Raw genomic sequence first — 18167 nt, forward strand, 5'->3', positions numbered from 1 at the left:
GCGGATGTCAGCTGGCATCCGCCCCCGTTGCCGTTTCGACGCGCCGCGCCTGTCACAGCTTGACAGCGCGGCCGCCCTCCGCTTCGCCGCAGGCCATGTCCCTTTCGCAAGTCAGCGCTGAATCCGATGCCGGGCCGGATGCCCTGTTCACCCGCGCGGGCGATCTGTTCGCCCCCACCCGCCATTCGCGCGGCTATTGGCTGCCCGGCACGCTGAACGGCGCGGCCATGGCCAGCCTGCTGGCCTTTGTGCTGGAAGATCGCCACGGCGAGGCGGGCTGGGTCCCGGCGCGCTATGTGGTCGACATGCTGGGCATGCCGCGCGCTCAGCCGCTGGCGGTGACCAGCCGGGTGGTCAAGTCGGGCGGGCGACTGCGGCTGGTCGAGGCGGAAATCGTCCAGGACGGCCAGCTGATGGCGCGCGCTTCGCTGCAATTGCTGCGCCCCACCCAGGCCCCGGCCAATCCCACCTGGCAAAGCCCGGCCTGGCCCGCCCCCTCACCCGATGCCGTGCCCGCCGCGCAGTGGGGCAATGCCTGGGAACTGCGCCCGCTGCCGGCCGATGCGGCGCGGATTGTGCGCCAGGCCCCGGACGGGATCGATCCGGACCGCTCCAACCGCCCGGTGCTGGGCGTGCTCAACCCGGTCACCGCGCGTCAGGCCTGGCTGCGCGTCCACCGCGAGATCGTCGCGGGCGAGCCGCTCACCCCGTTCGGCCGGTTGGCCATGGCGGGCGACTTCGCCAGCCCCATGGCGCACAGCAGCGATGCCGGGATCGATTACGTCAACACCGATTTCACGATCTACCTGCACCGCTTGCCGCAGGGGGAATGGCTGGGCTTCGAAATGGTCGGCCACAGCAGCGCTGATGGCGTGGCCGTGGGCGAATGCTGGGTCCATGACGCGGCTGGCCCGCTCGGCACGATCAACACCACGGCCCTGGCGCAGATCAGGAAGATCTAGAGCTTCGCCCGCAGGCCCACCTGGACCGAGCGCGGCGCGCCGGGGGCATAGAACGTCGACGATACCAGCGGGCGCTCGCCATCGATCACCGGCCCGGCGAATGGCTGCGCGACGAAGCTGCCGGCTGGGTCGAACGCCGCCGGGCCGAGTTGCGCGGCCGTGGCATAGCGCCGGTTCAGCAGGTTGCGCACCGTGGCAAACAGCGTCACCCCCGGCCAAGGGCGCAGCGCGGCCCCGGCATTGAACACAGCGTAGCCCCCGCTCTGTCCGGGGCCGAGGTAATAGGTCCCGTCTGCCCGGTGGCCGCCGTTCTCGTTCCCGCGCGCCAGGCTGGCCGATGCGGCGACCATGTCGAGCGTCAGGGTCAGCGGCTCTGCCGGGGTCCATTCCAGCGCGGCCTTGACCTGGTGGCGCGGGAGCAGGGGAATCCGGTCGCCCGGGCGGACCGCGATGTTGCCTTCGAACCCCGGCCCGGGGCCATCGTTGCTGCTGTTGGCCGCCCCGCCAACCACTTCGGGTGAGCGGAACGTCGCGTCGAGCAAGGCATAGCTGGCCGACAGCGTGACCCGGCCCAGCACGGCGCTGCCCGCCAGTTCCAGCCCCTGGCGGCGGGTCTGGCCGAAGTTGCGGAAATAGCCGTAGCCGCTGGGATCGTCGGTCACGAACAGGATGTCGTCGCTCGCCGCAGTGCGGAACACACTGGCGCGCAGCGACCAGCCCTTGCGCCGCAGCTGGGCGCGGGCTTCCACCGTGCGGGCGATCACCTGGCGCAGCGGCGGATCGCCGGCCAGCGCGTTGGGCAGGCGGCACGGGCTGGCGGGATCGGAACAGCCCAGTTCCACTGCCGATGGCGCGCGGCTGGCCTGCGACCAGGCCAGGGCCAGTTCGGCGTCCTGGCCCGGGGTCCAGACCAGCGTCGCGCTGGGGTTAAGCCGCTGGAACACCGGGTCGCTATCCAGCGATCCGGTCCCGCCGCCGGGCGTGATCCGGTCGCGGTTGTGAACCGAGGTGCGGTCGAACCGGGCCGCCAGGTCCAGCCGCAGCGCGCCGGTCAGGCGCAGGCGGTCGAGCGCATAGAGCCCCAGGCTGGCGCTGCGCGAGCCAAGGTCGACCCGCGCGTCAAAGGCGTCTTCCGATGCCTGGGTGCCATCGGCGAAAGCGCCAGGGCCGTCGACCGGCATGACCGTCCGGTCGGCCAGCAGGTAGCCGAACTGCGTGCCCTGGCCGAAGCTGGCGCGGTTGTTCACATAGGCCAGCCCCAGCGTCATCGTGTGGTCCAGACCGGCCAGCGTGCCGGTCAGCACCAGTTCCGCGCCCAGCCCCCATTCGTGCTGCGTGGTGAGCGAGCGGTTGGCAAGGGCGTTGCACTTCTCGTTCGGCTCGTCGTTCAGCAGCACGTTGGCAATGCAGCGCCAGCGCGGGAAGGGGGTGTTGGCCCGGCTTTCGCCCGCCAGCGGAAAGCCGGTATAGCCCGCCGCGGCCAGCGCGGCGCGCTCGTCGGCGCTGGGCTGGTAGACATTTTCGGCCAGCGCATCGTCGTTGATGTCGCCGTTGTAGGTCTGGCTGCGGGTGCGCCGCCAGAACGCGTTGGCGCTGATCCGCACTGTGTCGGACAGCGTGTGGCCGCCTTTCAGCTCCGCCAGCCAGTGGCGCGCGCGGGTGTTGTCCGGCGCGGTGTAGATGCTGGTGCGGTCGGCCTCCAGCAGGCGCATTTCCTGCAGGCCATTGCCGTTGAGGTTGCTGTCCGCAAACAGCCCGGTCAGCGCCGCTTCGCTGCGCGCGCCGCTCCACCCCAGCTTGGCGAAGGCGCGCGTCGCGCGCGAGGGGGAAAGCGCGCGCCAGCCGCTTTCGCGGAAATGATCGGCCAGCGCGAACCAGTGCAGGCCATTGTCCGCCGCGCCGCCCCACTGCGCCGTGCCGGTAACCCGGCCGAACGATCCCGCGCTGGCCTCCAGCGCCGCGCCGGGATCGCTTTTGCCGCTGCGGGTGCGCAGCACCAGCACCCCGCCCAGCGCGTTGCGGCCGAACTGCGGGGCCGCGCCGGGTACCAGTTCCACTTCGGCCAGCGCGGCCATCGGGATCAGGTCCCAGTTGACCACTTCGGCAAACGGCTGGTTGATCCGCACCCCGTCAAGGTAGACCGACAGGCCCTGCGGCGTTCCGGCCAGCGGGCTGGCGGTGAAGCCGCGATAATTGACATCGACCTGCAGCGGGTTGCCCTGCATTTCGTTGATGCTGACCCCGGGGGTGGTCCGGGCCAGCTGTTCGGGCAGGGCGGCGGGCACCGCCACGGCCACGGGGTGCACGGTGTCCGCATCGTGTTCCCCCAGCGGGCTGGCCACGACCACGATCGGCGCCTGGGCCGCGTCCACGCCGGTCAGCGGCGCGGCGGCGCCGGCGGCAATGGTCAGGATCGCGCCAATTGCAGGCACCGTACATTCCTCTGGACAAGCAAAAGCAAGTCCCTCGCAGGCCCCGATGGCAAGATCAACCTGCAAAGAAGCTTAAGATTTTCATAATGCAAACAAAACCCCCGCCCAGGCAGTGCCGGGGCGGGGGAGGTGGGGAGAATGGGTGATGCCGCGGTGTCAGGCGGCGAGCAGCTCGGCCCGCCGGGTATCAACCGCCGCCTGCAGGTTGGCGCGGCGGAACAGCTTGGCGGCATTGCCGCCCAGCACCGCGACCAACTCGTCGGTGGTGACGTCGGGGTTGGCCTCGGCCAGCGCGTCGATCACCTGCTTGCTGAACGGGAAGGTCCCTTCGGCGTGCGGATAGTCGGTGGCGAACAGCAGCGCGTCGATGCCCACGCCCTTGCGGATCGCCATCGAGCTGTTGCCATCGTTCTGCAGCGCGCAGTGCACCTGATCGCGCACGATCTGGCTGGGCAGGCGCGACAGCTTGGGCGAAATCGACGGGGCGTGGCCGTTGTAGACCTCGTCCATCCGCTCGGCCAGGCCCCACAGCCAGCCGGCGCTGTGTTCGGCAAACAGGATATGCGCCCCCGGATTGCGATCGAGCACGCCGCCCGCGACCAGCTGGGTGATCACGTCCACCGCGTCGTTCATCTGGCGGGTATAGTTGAACAGCGCGCCGCCCGGGCCTTTCAGGGCGCGGATGTTGATATCGCCCACCCCGGTGTGGAACACCAGCGGAATGCCAAGGTCGGCGGCCAGCGCGAAGATCGGGTCCCAGCGCGGATCGTTGTAGTTGTTCAGCCCTTCCCACAGGCAGAAGGCGGCAAAGCCCTTGTCCGCGGCGCGCTGGCATTCGGCCAGGGCGAGGTCGAAATCGATGCACGGGATCATCGCCGCCGGGATCAGGCGGTGGCGCACCGGGGCGGTATAGTCCCAGGCCCAGTCGTTCCAGATCTGGCAGGCCTTGGCCTGCGCGGCGGGATCGGCAATGCGCGGCAGCATCAGGCCGAGCGAGGGGAAGACCAGTTCGGCATCGACCCCGTCACGGTCCATGTCCGCGATCCGCAGGTCAAGGTCGCGCGCGCCGCGCCGCTTGGTATCGACCGCGCAGTCCGACACGAAGTTGTCGCTGGCATCGGTGCAGGACCGGTCGGCCACCGTGTCGTCGGCGCCCTTGGTCTGGGCATTGAACGCGGCGTCGCCGGTGCCGGTCTTGTGCTGGTGGAAGTTGGTGTTGATCTTGAGGATCACCTGCTCACCGATCCGGGTGATGCGCACATCGCCCTGCGCTTCGGAATGGATCGCGTATTGCTGCATCTCGGCCGGCATGGCCTTCAGGAACAGGTCCTGCGGTTCGGCCACATGGGCATCGCAGCTGAACACGAAGGGGCGAAGCTTGTCGGTCATGGCAGATCTCTCCTCGGGCCGGGGCGAATCGGTTTCGTCCCTTGCCGATGATCCTGCCTAAAGAGGTATCTATTATATTTGACCGGAGTCAAAAACGCCGGATAAATTGCCAATAAGAGATATTTCTAACGGCTCCGCGGCAGCTTCAGCCGGGTTTCGGCAATGACCGAGCGTTGGACCTCGTTGGTCCCGCCATAGATCGTTGCCTGGATCCCGCAGCGGGCCTCGGCCTCGACCGCGGCGAGCGCCGGGATGCTGGCGTCGAGCGACCAGGGGGCGAAGCGTTCGACCAGTTCGGCGTTGCAGGCGTGCCAGCTTTCGGTGCCCAGCAGCTTGCACATCGGCCCGAACCAGCGCTGCCCCGCACCGGCATCGCCCGCCCAGATCGCCCGCAGGCTGAGGCATTCGAGCAGCGCGATATGCGCGTCCATCCGGGCCATCGAGTGGCGGATCGCCGCCTCGTTCTCGCGCAGGCCGGGCAGTTCCAGCAGCGCGTCCAGCCCGGCGAGCAACTCGGCCCGGGCAAAGTCCAGTGCGCCGAGGTAATAGTCGCCCTGATTGTGTTCCAGGTTCATCGTCGCGGCCAGCACCTTGCTGCCCTTGCCTGCTTCGCCCAGCAGGTAGCGGTCCTCGATCCCGAAGTCGGAATAGAAGGTGATGTTGGTGCGCTCGCCCGCGAAGGTCAGCACCGGGGCAAGGTCAAAGCCTTCTCCCAGCGGCGCGACGAACAGGGTCAGCCCGCCTTCGCTGCGGGCCAGCAGCAGGACATATTCGGCCTGGTGGGCGGTGGTGGTGAACACCTTCTGCCCATTGGCGATCCAGCGCGCGCCATCGTGGACCGCGCGGGTCTTTGCCCCGAACACGTCCGATCCGCCGGACGGTTCGGACAGCCCCAGGCAGGCAATCGCCTCGCCCCGGGCGAGGCGCGGGAGGATTTCGGCCTTGGCCTCGGCCGTGCCGAACAGCATCAGCAGCTTGCCGATCGAATCAGATACGACCAGCACCGAAATCGGCCAGCCGGCATGGGTCAGCGCGCGGTGAACCGCGCTGGTGGCAAGCGCGGAGGCGCCCGACCCGCCCCATTCCAACGGCCAGTCGGGAAACAGCAGCCCGGCGTCCGCCAGGCGGCGGTGCAGGTCTGGAAAGTGGTTGTCGGCCGATGCGGCGAAGGCGTGCTTTTCCTCGGCGGTAAAGCTTTCAAGGAAGCGCTCGGTCCGCAGCCGCCATTCCTCGGCCTCGGCGTCGGGGGAAAAGCTGATCGGCACCGGGGCGATGGGCGCCAGAGCGGGCAGTGGTGCGGTCAGCACCCGGTCGGGATCGCCCGCGGCATAGAGCGCGGCGCGCGCCTTCATGTAGAGCGCGGGCAGCGGGGAATCCTCGGACACGCCGTAGCCGCCGAAGGTCCGCATCGCCGCCTTGATCGCTGGCAGGACCGCCTTGGCCGCCCACCAGAAGGCTTGTGCGTCAAGCCGGGCGGCCTCCGCCAGCCCCTCGGCCCGCGCGGCGATGGCGCGCCAGACGAGCAGGCGGGTGCCCTCGATCTCGGTAATCACGTTGGCGAGGGTATGGGCGACGCCCTGGTATTCGCCGATCGGGCGGCCGAACACCACGCGTTCGCAGGCATAGGCGGCGGCATCGTCCAGCGCGCGGGTGGCCATGCCCAGGCAGGCGGCCACCACCAGCACGCGTTCGTCCGGCCAGATGATGACTCCGTGGCGTCCGGCGGCTTCGGCCACCAGCGCCGCGTCAATCAGGTTGCCGCCTTCGCTGAGCAGCGCGGCGACCCCCAGTTCATCCAGCACTGCATCGACGGGACGCTCGCCACAGCTTAGCAGCGCCCCGTCGACCGTGTCGAACATGGCCTGTTGCTCGCTTGAGAGACCGAGTTGGGCCATGTTCGCGCTTCCTTCAGGCGGCCAGCTTGGCGCTGGTCTGGACCGTGGGTTCGATCCGGAACAGGCGCGCGGCGTTGAGGCCGAGGACGTCGCGGCGGGTCTGGTCGGACACGGCCAGGCCCTCGAACAGTTCCTCGGTCAGCCGGCGACTGATCGGGAACGTGCCTTCGGCGTGCGGATAGTCCGATCCCCACATCACGTTGCGCGCGCCCGGCAGGCCCTTGTCGGCGGCGGCGATGCAGCCCCGGTCGTGCTGGAAGCTGGCCCAGACCTGGTCGTCGATGATCTGGCTGCAGCGGCGCGACAGCTTGGGTAAGACGAAGTTGGCGTGGGCTTCCTCGACCTCGTCCATGCGTTCGGCCAGAGCGACCAGCCAGCTGGCGCCGCTTTCGATGAAGGCCACCTTGGCGCCCGGATTGCGGTCCAGCACCCCGCCCGCAACCAGGTACATCGCGGAATTCTGCGCGTCGTTCATCTGCTTGGTATAGTTGATGATGCCCGCGCCGGGCCCGCGTTCGTGGACCACGGTTTCCAGGCCCGTGCCGGTGTGCATCACGAAGACGATGCCCAGCGCCGCGCCCTTGGCAAAGACCGCGTCCCACTTTTCATCGTTGTACTTGGGCAGGCTGGGCGGGGTCACGGCCGGCAGCATCGCGGCGGTGAAGCCCTTGGCGGCGAGGTAGTCGAGTTCGGCCAGGGTGTTCGAGAAGTCGAGCACCGGCAGCATCCCGCAGCGCACGAAGCGATTGGGGTGGCCGCCCAGGAACTGGTCGTTCCAGTCGTTGTAGAGCCGGGCCGAGGCCGCTTCGGCATCGGCATTGTCGAGGCAGTAGAGCCACAGGCCAAGGCTGGGGAAGCAGATCTCGGAATCGATCCCTTCCAGTTCCATGTCTTCCAGTCGGCCCGGGATTTCGCGGATGCCCTTGCGCTGGTTGTCGCCCAGTTCCTTTTCGCGGTGCTGGCCCACGCGCAGGCGGTAGATTACCTTGTCCTCGGTCCCGGTGATGAGGAAATCGCCGTCCTTGCGGCTGTGGATCGCGTGACGCTTGAGGCTGGCGGGCAGGCCATCAAGAAAGATGTCTGCCGGTTCCATGATGTGGCTGTCCGCGCTGAACACGAAGGGTTTCACCGATATTCTCCCGATTCGGCCTGATTGTTGGCAAAAAGAATACCTAGTTATACAAGTGGACGCAAGCCTCGGGCTGGACTGGCGCGTCTGCGTCGGTTAAACAGCTATCTGTTAGGGGGGCGGCGATGCAGCAGCTTGGACATGGCGAAACGCTGGTGGCGCGCACCGCGCGCGAATTGGCGCAGCTGAGCCTGGGGCTTGAGGACGGCCAGTTCATCGGCGCGGAGGACGATCTGCTCCAGCGCCTCGGCGTCAGCCGCCCGACCCTGCGCCAGGCCGCCAAGATTGCCGAGAACGACCGGCTGATCAGCGTACGGCGCGGCATTCGCGGCGGGTTCTATGCCAGCCGCCCCGATGCCAACGACGCGATCCGCACCCTGGCGCGCTACCTGCGGCTCAAGGGCGCGACCCTGCTCGACATCATGGCGGTCAGCCGGCTGGTCGCGGAAGAAGCGGCGGGGCTGGCCTGCCAGTGTGCCGACGTAGCGCTGCGCGCGGACCTTGCCCGGTTCGCCGAAGGGATCGAGCGGGCGGACAGCGTTTCGGCGCTGATCGACGCCGAAGCCGTGCTGGCCAGCCTGGTCGCGCGGATGAGCGGCAACCCCGCGATCGAACTGGTCATGGCGATCGGCTATTCCTTCGGCATGGAGGAGCAGGGCACCGGCCTCTACCGCGATCCCGCCCACCGGGCCGAGGCGCGGCGGCTGCAGTCCGGCCTGTGCCAGGCGATCCTCGATGGCGACGGCGACATTGCCCGGCTGATGATGCGCCGCCGCTCGACCACCATGGCCGAATGGATCGCCCAGTTGCAGGCCTGATACGCACGGGCGCAACGTCCCTGCTGGACAAGCCGCACGGGCTGTCATATCGCACCTAGTTAGATAACTTGGAATCGAGGAGGGGCTGGCAGTGGCCTGGGCAAATCAGGACAAGACGGCGATCGTCGGCATCGGCGCGACCGACTATTACGTGCGCGGCAAATCATGGCCGCGCACGATCAACGACATGGCGGGCGAGGCGATCCTCAACGCCTGTGCCGACGCGGGCATTTCGATCAAGGACATCGATGGCTTCGCGTACTATTCCACCGCCGGGGCGGGCTATCTCGACAAGTTCGACACGGCCAGTCTGATGGAAACGCTGGGCATGCCCAACGTCTCGTTCTCGGCCACGCTGACCAGCGGCGGCGGCGGCTGCCCCGGCGCGATCGGCCTCGCCACGGCGGGCCTGATGAACGAGGATTGCAAGTACGTCGTCACCCTGATGGCCTTGCAACAGCTGCCCCAGCACCGCCTGGGGGTGGTGTTCGGATCGGCCGCACCGAGCCCCGAAAACAGCTTTCTCCAGCCCTCCGGCCTGGTCGGCCCCGGCCACCTGATGAGCGTGCTGGCCCGCCGGCACATGCACCTTTACGGCACCACCCAGGATGCCTTTGGCGAAATCGTGATGGCCACCCGCGCCAACACCCACAACCGCCCCAAGGCAGTGCGCCGCAATCCGCTGACCAAGGAAGAATACGACGCCTCGGTGATGCTGGCCGATCCGCTGCGCCGGCTCGACTTCTGCCTGGAAACCGATGGCGCCGTGGCGGTGATCACCACCACCATGGACCGCGCCAAGGACTGCCGTCACAAGCCGGCCGTGGTTCACGCCTGCGCCCACGGCGGCCAGCGCGAATGGGGCCGGGCCTTTGCCTGGATGGGCATGCCCGATCCGCATTTCGCCAGCAGCGGGCACAAGTTCACTGCCGACCGCATCTGGGCGCAGTCGGGCCTTTCGGCCAAGGACATGGACGTGGCCCTGCTCTATGACCACTTCAGCCCGATGGTGCTGATGCAGCTGGAAGACTACGGCTTCTGCGAAAAGGGCGAAGGCAACGATTACGTGTTGTCGGGCAAGATCCGCTACGATGCCGCCAGCCAGGGCGGGGTGAACGGCGGGGTGCCGGTCAACACCCACGGCGGCAACCTGAGCGAAGCCTACATCATCGGCATGACCCATATTGTCGAAGGGGTGGAGCAAGTGCGCGGCACCGCGATCAACCAGGTCAAGGACGCCGAATTCGCGCTGGTGTCCGGCGGCCCGGCCTCGCTTCCCGTTTCCAGCCTGATCCTGAGGAGCGCCTGACATGAGCGAGCCCATCAAATACGGCCCGGCGCGGCTGCTGCCCGGCGACCAGATCCGCATCAGCACCAATCCCAACACCGAACCGTTCTGGCAGGCGGCCAAGGACTTGCGGCTGACCGCGTGCCAGTGCGCCGATTGCGGCCACTTCCGCATGCCGCCCTCGCCCTATTGCCCGGAATGTTCGAGCAAGGCGGTCAATTGGCCGACCCTGCCGGGCACCGGCACGGTGTTCAGCTATGTGGTGTGCAACAAGAACCCGGCGAACGGCGAGGACTACATCTATGTCCCTGTCGTGGTCGATCTCGACGGTGCACCGGGCGCGCGGCTCAACGCCAATGTCACCGGCTGCAATGCCGAGGACGTGTACATCGGCATGAAGGTCCAGGTCGAATGGACCCCGATCCAGGACGGCTGGATGCTGCCCAACTTCCGCAAGGCCTGAGGCACGGGGAATGCTGAACGAGCTGCGCATTGTCGAGATCGGGGAAGGCCAGGCGGTCCAGGTCGCGGGGCTGATGCTCGCGGCGCTCGGCGCGCAGGTGCTCAAGGTCGAGCGGCCCGGCGGCGATCCGGCGCGGGGACAGGCGCGCTTCGCCAACTGGAACCGGGGCAAGCGCAGTGTGGTGCTTGACCTTGCCGCGCCCGATGGCCTGGCCGAGCTGGACCGGCGGCTGGCCGGGGCTGACGTGTTGCTGCACCAGTTCACCCCGGCGCGGGCACGCGCGCTGGGGCTCGACGATGCCACGCTGGGGGCGAAGTATCCCCGGCTGGTGACGAGCGGGATTACCGGCAGCCCGTTCAATCACCCCGATGTCGAACGCTCGGATGACGAATTGCTCGTCGCCGCGCGGTTCGGCGCGCTCTACGAGAACGACGGCTATCGCGCCGGGCCGATCGTCTGGCGCTTCAACGCCGGATCGTGGGCGGCGGCGCACCTGGCCGCGGCGGGTATCCTGGCCCGGCTGGTGGCGCGGCTGCAATCGGGCCGGGGCGGGGCGGCGCACACCTCGCTGTTCCAGGGCCACATGGTCATGCTTTCGCTGATCTGGGCGCGCAATTCGGCCGGGCCGATGCCCAACAACAAGCCGCACCCGCTGGCCGCGCGGCCGATCGGGCAGCAGCTCTATCAGTGCCAGGGGGGCGACTGGCTGCAGATCATGGATCCGCCGCGCCAGTACGATTACGCCAACATGCCGACGATGTGGGAGGTGCTGGCCGAAGGTGCCGACATTTCGACCGAGGAAGGCGTGATCGACGCGTTCAAGCGCCGCCCGCTGGACCGCTGGCTGGCCGACCTGCGGGCCGACGACATTGCCGCCGAACCCGCCTATCCGCTGGGCGAAATGCTCCGCCACGAGGAAGTGCGGGCCAACGGCTATGTGGTCGAAGTGGACGATCCGCTGCTGGGCAAGACGGTGCAGCCCAACGTCCCGTTCCACACCGATGCCCCGCTGCCTCCGGTAGGCCCTGCGCCGCGCCTTGGCGAAGGCGGCGAGGCTGACTGGACCCCGCCGCCCGCCCCGGTAGGCAGCGGCGCGGCCCCTGCCGAAGTGCTGGCCGGGGTGCGCGTGGTCGATTTCGGGATGTTCCTGGCCGGCCCCATGGCCCCGTCGATGATGGGCGACATGGGCGCCGACGTGATCAAGGTCGAGGCGCTGACCGGCGACCGGATCCGCTTCATGCACCGCTATTACCAGGCCGCCTCGCGCTCTAAGCGGTCGATCGCGCTGGACCTGACCCGGCCCGAGGCCGAGCCGATCCTGGCCCGCCTGCTGCAATGGGCCGAAGCCGTGCACCACAACATGCGTTTCAAGGGTGCGGCCAAGCTGGGGCTGTCGGACGAAGGGATCCGCAAGCACAACCCCGACGTCGCCTTCAACTATGTCAGCGCCTATGGCCAGCGCGGCACGCGTGGTAACTGGCCGGGTTACGATTCGATCTTCAACGCCATCGCCGGCTGGGAATTCGAGAATGCGGGCGAAGGCAACAAGCCGATCTTCAACCGCCCCGGCACGATGGACGTCAGCTCGGCGCAAAGCGCGCTGGTGGAACTGATGGCCTCGCTCTACGCCAAGCGCAGCGGGCAGCGCGGCTATTCGACGCAAACCTCGCTGCTGGGCATTTCGGCGATGACCCAGGGCGAAACCCTGATCCTGCCCGATGGCTCGCTGGCGCCGACCCACCACCTGACCAGCGACCAGACCGGCTTTTCGCCGTATCACCGCATTTACCAGTGCAGCGACGCGGCGTGGATTGCCGTCGCCGCCCACACCGAGGCGCACCGCGCCGCGCTGCGCGAAGTGCTGGGCGGGGACGAGGCCGGGTTTGAAGCGCAGGCCGCTTCGCAAACCAGCGCCGACCTGCTGGCCGCGCTGGAAGCCGCCGGGGTGCCGTGCGACCGCGTCACCTTCGAGGCGGCGGAGGACCAGTTCTTCGCCAATCCGCATTACCGCGACATGGGGCTGATTTCGGTGCTGGAACAGCCGCTCTACGGCACGGTCGAGCAGCCGGGCGCCTTCTGGCACTTCGGCGACACGCCGATCGTGTTCAGGCACGCCGCCCCGGCGATTGGCCAGCACACCGACGAGATCATGCGCGAGCTGGGCTTTACCGACGCGGAAATTGCCGAGTTCCGGGACAAGAAGGTGATCGGGTAAAAAACCCGCCACCCCCTGCGTCATTGCGAGCATAGCGAAGCAATCCAGGACGGTGCGCACCGCACTGGATTGCTTCGCTATGCTCGCAATGACGAGACGCGGGGGAGCTACTTCTCCCGCTTGGGCAGCCAGGTCCGAACCGGCTCGAACACCGGCATCCGCAAGCTGCGCCGCAGCCAGTTCGCGCCGTCGAGCACGAAGGTGTGGCCCGAGCAGAACGCCGCATAGTCCGAACAGAGATAGGCCGCCGCCCAGCCCAATTCGTGCACTTCGCCGGTGCGCAGCGCGGGCTGGCGGTTGTCGAGGTTGTTGCCATCGGCAAAGCGCAGGTGCGCGGCGCGGTCCTGGTGCGGGAACAGCCCGGGGGCGATGCAGTTGACCCGGATGTCATAGGGCGCCCATTCCACCGCCAGACTCTGCGTCAGGTTGGTCACCCCGGCCTTGGCCGCGGCGGACGGCGAAGTGCCCGGCCCGCCGGTCCACGAATAGGTCGCCCCGATGTTGAGGATCGCTCCGCCGATCCCGTCGGCAATCCGGCGGCGAGCAAATTCGGTCGAGCAGATCCAGGTCCCGTCGAGCACGATGCTGGTCACCGCGCGCCAGGCGTTAAGGCTGAAATCCTCGGACGCGCCGGCGAGGTTCCCGGCGGCGTTGTTGACCAGCTGGGTTACCGGGCCAAGCTGTTCCTCGACCTCGTCGAAGCAGGCGCGGACCGCTTCGGGATCGCGCACGTCGAGCTGGACGCCGATGGCGCGGCCGCCGGCTTCCTCGACCGCGGCAATGCCGCGCGCGCGCTTGTCGGGATCGCGGCTGGCAATCGCCACCGCGCCGCCCAGCCGGCCGAATTCGGCGGCAATCGCCTTGCCGATGCCCGATCCGCCGCCGGTGATGATCGCCACATCACCGGCGAAGCTGCCTTCGGGCAGCATCCGCGCGCCGGGGCGAGGGGCGCGGCGCAGGCCCTTGAGATCTTCGCTCATCTTACTTCCCCTTGTAGCTGGGCGCGCGTTTCTCGCGGATCGCGGCGCGGGCTTCCTGGTAGTCCTCGGTCTTGAACAATGCGGTCTGGGCCAGCAGTTCCTGGGCAATGCCATTGCGCATGGCCCCGGCGTGCATCTGGTCGATCATGGTCTTGGCCATGGCCAGGCACAGCGGCGGCTTGGCGGCGATCTTGCGGGCGATCTCCAGCGCCCTGGCGTCCAGCTCCTCGGGCGCGACGACAAAGTCCACCGCGCCCCAGTCGAGCGCGGTCTGCGCGTCGATCCGCTCACCGCTCATCACCATGTACTTGGTCCGGCTGGGGCCGATCAGCGTGGTCATCAACTGGGTCCCGCCGGTGTCGGGCAGGATGCCGTAATGGATTTCGGGCAGGGCCATCTTCAGCGTAGTGTCGGCCACGCGGATGTCGCAGGACAGCGCGGTTTCACACCCGCCGCCGATCGCCGCGCCCTTCAGCGCGGCCACGAACGGCTTGGGGCTGTCCAGCACCGCCAGCCGCTTCTGCTGGTGGCGCAGGACGAAGTGATAGTCGCTTTCGTCGCGCGCGCGGTGGCCCAGCATGGTGGTGTCGCGGCCCGAACAGAACGACTTGCCGTTGCCGCGCAGCAGCACCGCGCGCACCGCATCGTCGTCCAGCGCGCGGTCAAGCGCCTCCTTGTAAAGGTGCGCGGCCTCGTCATCCATCGCGTTGTGCACTTCCGGGCGGTTGAGCGTGATCACGCCCACCCCGTCGATCACTTCATACAGCACTTTGTCGGTCATGCCGCTTCTCCAAGCAGGGTCTGGCGCCGCGCGGGGGCGACGAACGAAAGCAGGTGGGCGCGCTTCAGGCACAGGTGCGGATAGGCTTCGTCGGTCATCCCGATCCCGCCGTGGACCTGCACATTGGCGCGGCCGTTATCGATCGCGGCCTGGTCCGCCAGTTGCCGCGCCGCCGCGATGTGGAAGGCCGCGTCCGGTGTGTCCGCATCAAGCGCGCAGGCCGCGTAGTAGAGCTGCGAACGCGCCGCCGCGCAGCGCACCGCCATGTCGGCGCAAATGTGCTTGAGCGCCTGGAACCAGCCAATCGGGCGGTCAAACTGTTCGCGCACCTGGGCATAGCCGGCGGCCATGTCGCGCGCCGCATCGGCGCAGCCAAGGGCATAGGCGGCGGCGAGCAGTTGCAGGTGCAGCGCGGCGCGCGGATCGCCCAGCGCTTCGAACGGCGGGGCAGGATCGAGATGGGCAATCGGCACCGACAGGTCGAGCCCCGGCTGCCCGCCAAGGTCCGCTGGCAGCGGGGTGACCGCCGCGAGGTGACCGATGACGCCGAGCGCTTGAACCGCGCCGTGCGGATCGAGCACCCGCACCGAACCGCCGGTCACATGGGTTTCGAGCAGCGCCAGCGCCGCTGGCCCGGCATGGGGCGACCAGCGCGCCGCGACAGCCGTGGCCAGCAAGGCCACCGGGGCCAGGTGCCGGCCCAGTTCGGCAAAGACCAGCGCTTCGCTGGCGTGGTCAAGGTCCATGCCCGGCGCTGTCATCGCGGTCCAGCCCATGGCTTCCAGCTCGCCCCACAGGTGCGGCGGGCGCGTCCGAGCCTGGTCCAGCGGCATGTTTTCACGGCACCAGTCGGCCGTGGCGGCGACCAGCATGTCCTGTTCGGTGCTTGGGGTCAGGTCCATGGCGCTTACCTCGATTTCGGCAGGCCAAGCAGGCGCTCGGCAATGATGTCGCGCTGGATCTGGGCGGTGCCGCCAGCGATGGTCGCGGCGAACCCGCGCAGGTAATCGGCCACCAGGTCATCCTCGCCATAGCGGAAGTCGAGGATCGTTTCCCCGGCCAGCAGCAGCGCCATGCGTTCCAGCCGCTGGCCCAGCTCGGAGGTAAACAGGCGGATCACCGAGGCTTCCGGCCCCGGCTGGCCGGTGCGGACCACTTCGGAAATGTTGCGATAGGTCATCGCGCGCAGTGCCGCGACTTCGGCCCGCAGCTGCGCAAGTTGATCGGCGATCCGGTCGTCGCGGATCGCGCCGGTGGCGCGGGCGCGCTCGACCAGTTCCTCGATTTCCTGGCTCTGCTTGACCTGGTCGGCGATGAAGCCGGTGCCGCGCTCGAAGCTGAGCGTCGACATGGCGACCTTCCAGCCGTTGCCCAGCCCGCCGACCACATTGGCCAGCGGCACGCGCACGTCGTCATAGAACACCTGCGCGAATTCGACCTGCCCGCTCATCTTGCGGATCGGGCGGACTTCGATGCCGGGGGCGTGCATGCTGCAGATCACCCACGACAGGCCCTTGTGACGCTGCGATCCGTCCTCGGTCCGCACCACCAGTTCCTGCCAGTCGGCGACATGGGCAAAGCTGGTCCAGATCTTGGTGCCATTGATGACCAGCTCGTCGCCTTCGATCCGGGCGCGGGTCTTGATCCCGGCCAGGTCCGATCCCGCGCCGGGTTCGGAAAAGCCCTGGCACCAGATCGCCTCGCCCCGCAGGATGCGCGGCAGGTGGTATTCCTTCTGCGCCTCGCTGGCGTTGAGGATCAGGGTCGGCCCGCCGTGGTTGATCCCGACGAAGTTGGCCCCGATCCACGGCGCGTGGGCCTTGGCGTATTCCTCCAGCCAGATCACCTGCTGGACGATCGACAGTCCGCGCCCGCCATATTCCACCGGCCAGTTGATCCCGGCCCAGCCGGCATCGAACAGCCGGCGCTGCCACGCCTTGTCGAACGCGATTGCCTCGGCGGCGTCCATCGGGCGGCGCTCGGCGGGGACGTTGGCGTGCAGCCAGTCGCGGCACTCCTCGCGAAAGCTTTGTTCTTCGGGGGAAAACAGGATGTCCATCAGCATGGTCCTTGCGGGATTGACGGCGCGGGGCGGGCGGCTGCACCCTCGCACGCATATACGCGGGAGAGGAGCGGATCATGGTTCAGCCAGCCAGCCACATGCCGGACGAATGTCTGGCCACGTGGCGCGAATTGGAGCTGCACAGCGATGTGTCGCTGGCCGAAGCGATGGCCTGCGCGGCGGCGGAGCATCCCGAGGCGCCCTTGCACCTGTTCGGACCTGACGGGCAGCGCAGCACCACCCTGGCCGAGGTTCACGCCCAGGGGCTGGCGCTGGCCGGATCGTTCCACGCGCTGGGGCTGCGCCCCGGCGACGTGATCGCGATGCAGCTGCCCAATAGCATCGAGAACGCGGTGCTGTTTCAGGCGGCGGCCATGCTGGGCTGCACCCTGCTGCCGATCGTCCACATCTATGGCCCGCACGAGCTGGCGCACATCCTGGCCGACAGCCGCGCCAAGGCATTGGTGCTGCCGGATCGCTGGCGCGGGATCGATTACCTCGACCGGCTGGCGCGCCTGCCGGCCTTGCCCGACCTGGCCCACCGCATCGTGATGGGCAGCGAAGTGCCCGGCGGATGCCTCGCCCTGGCGGACCTGCCGCAGGGCGATCTGCCCCCGATCGCGCATGATCCCGATGCGCTGGCGCTGCTGCTCTACACCTCGGGCACCACGGCCGCGCCCAAGGGGGTGCGGCACAGATCGCGCAGCATTCTGGCCGAGTTGACCGCCCAGCGCCGCGATGGCCCGGCGGACGATTTCGGCCTGTCGCCCTGGCCCAGCGGGCACATCGCGGGCACGCTTGGCGTCATGGGCCATGCCCTGCTTGGCCGGCCGATGGTGATCCTGGAAAGCTGGGACGCAGCGCTCGCCGCCCAGTTGGTCGAACGCTTCAAGGTGCGGCAGATGTCGGGCACGCCGTTCCATCTCTCCGGCCTGCTTGAAGCCGCCGCGCAGGGCGGGCACGACATCACCAGCTTCACCCAGTTCCTGATCGGGGCGACCACCGTGCCGCCCGCGCTGGTCGCGCAGAGCGAGGCGGCGGGCATCCACTGCTGCCGCTGCTATGGTTCCACCGAAATGCCCACGGTCAGCCAGTGCGATCCCGCCGATCCGCTGGACAAGCGGCTCAACACCGATGGCCGGCCCAACGCGGGCGTCGAAGTGCGGATCGTGAGCGACGATGGGGTGGACGTGGACCCCGGCGCCGAAGGCGAAGTGGCGGTGCGCGGGGCAGAACGCTTTGCCGGTTACACCGACCCAGCGCTGGATGCGGCCAGTTTCCTGCCCGGCGGCTGGTTCCTTACCGGCGACATCGGCCGGATCGATGCGGACGGCTACCTGGCGATCACCGACCGCAAGAAGGACATCATCATTCGCGGCGGCGAGAACATCTCCAGCCGCGAGGTCGAGGAACTGCTGCTGACCGTCCCCGGCGTGCGCGAAGCCGCCGCGATCGGCGCGCCCGACGCCCGGCTGGGCGAGCGAATCTGCGCCGTGGTGACGGTGGATGGCACGGCCCCGGTCAGCATCGAATCGATCGATGCCGCGTTCCGCGAACTGGGTGTTGCCCGGCAGAAGGTGCCCGAGCACCTGGTGGTGGTCGATGCGTTCCCGCGCACTCCCAGCGGCAAGGTGCAGAAGGCCGAATTGCGCCATGAACTGGCCGCCAGCGGGCAGATCGCGGCGCGTTGAGCGCCGGTCCGTTTCCCTGCCTGGTCCTGCCTGCGGCACGTGCCCGCTCCCTGCGCTTGCCG

General features: G+C 68.4%; 14 protein-coding genes. 6 read left to right on the forward strand and 8 right to left on the reverse strand.

The genetic code is table 11. The features are described from left to right. Nucleotides 1–95 precede the first annotated feature (95 nt). Nucleotides 96–962: a thioesterase family protein gene (locus ACE3N9_RS08975; RefSeq protein WP_374282997.1), complete on the forward strand. Its 867-nt coding sequence runs from the start codon at nucleotides 96–98 to the stop codon at nucleotides 960–962. Here the strand turns inward: ACE3N9_RS08975 and ACE3N9_RS08980 are convergent. The 4 genes from ACE3N9_RS08980 to ACE3N9_RS08995 form a co-directional block, all read right to left on the reverse strand. Further along, a complete protein-coding gene (locus ACE3N9_RS08980) occupies nucleotides 959–3394 on the reverse strand; it encodes a TonB-dependent receptor (RefSeq protein ID WP_374282999.1) in 2436 nt (811 codons plus the stop codon). The genes ACE3N9_RS08975 and ACE3N9_RS08980 overlap by 4 nt on opposite strands. A gap of 156 nt (nucleotides 3395–3550) precedes the next feature. Next, the gene (locus tag ACE3N9_RS08985; protein ID WP_374283001.1) at nucleotides 3551–4783 is read right to left on the reverse strand and encodes an amidohydrolase family protein; all 1233 of its coding nucleotides are present in this window, start codon (nucleotides 4781–4783) and stop codon (nucleotides 3551–3553) included. Nucleotides 4784–4908: 125 nt separating this feature from the next. Further along, nucleotides 4909–6678, reverse strand: coding sequence for an acyl-CoA dehydrogenase family protein (locus ACE3N9_RS08990; protein WP_374283003.1), 1770 nt, complete (start codon nucleotides 6676–6678; stop codon nucleotides 4909–4911). Between the two features lie 13 nt (nucleotides 6679–6691). Continuing rightward, nucleotides 6692–7807 (reverse strand): amidohydrolase family protein, encoded by a 1116-nt coding sequence (locus tag ACE3N9_RS08995; protein WP_374283005.1) that lies wholly within the window; start codon nucleotides 7805–7807, stop codon nucleotides 6692–6694. A gap of 125 nt (nucleotides 7808–7932) precedes the next feature. On the opposite strand from ACE3N9_RS08995, the gene ACE3N9_RS09000 reads away from it, so the two are divergent. The 4 genes from ACE3N9_RS09000 to ACE3N9_RS09015 all read left to right on the forward strand — a co-directional run bounded on the left by ACE3N9_RS09000 (nucleotide 7933) and on the right by ACE3N9_RS09015 (nucleotide 12591). Continuing rightward, nucleotides 7933–8625, forward strand: coding sequence for a FadR/GntR family transcriptional regulator (locus tag ACE3N9_RS09000; protein WP_374283007.1), 693 nt, complete (start codon nucleotides 7933–7935; stop codon nucleotides 8623–8625). Between the two features lie 91 nt (nucleotides 8626–8716). Further along, entirely contained in the window at nucleotides 8717–9934 is a 1218-nt protein-coding gene (locus ACE3N9_RS09005) for a thiolase (protein ID WP_374283009.1), read from the forward strand. 1 nt (nucleotide 9935) lies between these two features. Then, nucleotides 9936–10376, forward strand: a complete 441-nt coding sequence (locus ACE3N9_RS09010) for a Zn-ribbon domain-containing OB-fold protein (RefSeq protein WP_374283011.1) — start codon at nucleotides 9936–9938, stop codon at nucleotides 10374–10376. 10 nt (nucleotides 10377–10386) lie between these two features. Then, nucleotides 10387–12591 carry a CoA transferase gene (locus ACE3N9_RS09015; RefSeq protein ID WP_374283013.1) on the forward strand — a complete coding sequence of 735 codons (2205 nt, stop codon included), beginning with the start codon at nucleotides 10387–10389 and terminating at the stop codon, nucleotides 12589–12591. 107 nt (nucleotides 12592–12698) lie between these two features. Here the strand turns inward: ACE3N9_RS09015 and ACE3N9_RS09020 are convergent, their stop codons facing one another. Genes ACE3N9_RS09020 through ACE3N9_RS09035 form a run of 4 tightly spaced genes read right to left on the reverse strand, consistent with a single transcriptional unit; the run spans nucleotide 12699 to nucleotide 16411 of the window. After that, a complete protein-coding gene (locus tag ACE3N9_RS09020; RefSeq protein ID WP_374283015.1) occupies nucleotides 12699–13571 on the reverse strand; it encodes an SDR family oxidoreductase in 873 nt (290 codons plus the stop codon). Nucleotide 13572: 1 nt separating this feature from the next. After that, nucleotides 13573–14352, reverse strand: a complete 780-nt coding sequence (locus ACE3N9_RS09025) for an enoyl-CoA hydratase/isomerase family protein (protein WP_374283018.1) — start codon at nucleotides 14350–14352, stop codon at nucleotides 13573–13575. Beyond that, nucleotides 14349–15254, reverse strand: coding sequence for an acyl-CoA dehydrogenase family protein (locus ACE3N9_RS09030; RefSeq protein WP_374283020.1), 906 nt, complete (start codon nucleotides 15252–15254; stop codon nucleotides 14349–14351). Before ACE3N9_RS09030 ends, ACE3N9_RS09025 begins: the two co-directional genes overlap by 4 nt. 5 nt (nucleotides 15255–15259) lie before the next feature. Continuing rightward, complete coding sequence (locus tag ACE3N9_RS09035; RefSeq protein ID WP_374283022.1) at nucleotides 15260–16411, reverse strand: acyl-CoA dehydrogenase family protein; 1152 nt, start codon at nucleotides 16409–16411, stop codon at nucleotides 15260–15262. A gap of 80 nt (nucleotides 16412–16491) precedes the next feature. Between ACE3N9_RS09035 and ACE3N9_RS09040 the strand changes: the two genes are divergently transcribed. Beyond that, nucleotides 16492–18105, forward strand: a complete 1614-nt coding sequence (locus ACE3N9_RS09040; RefSeq protein ID WP_374283025.1) for an AMP-binding protein — start codon at nucleotides 16492–16494, stop codon at nucleotides 18103–18105. Nucleotides 18106–18167 lie beyond the last annotated feature (62 nt).

It is taken from the genome of Novosphingobium sp. (assembly GCF_041905565.1).
In the GTDB taxonomy this organism is placed as follows: domain Bacteria; phylum Pseudomonadota; class Alphaproteobacteria; order Sphingomonadales; family Sphingomonadaceae; genus Novosphingobium.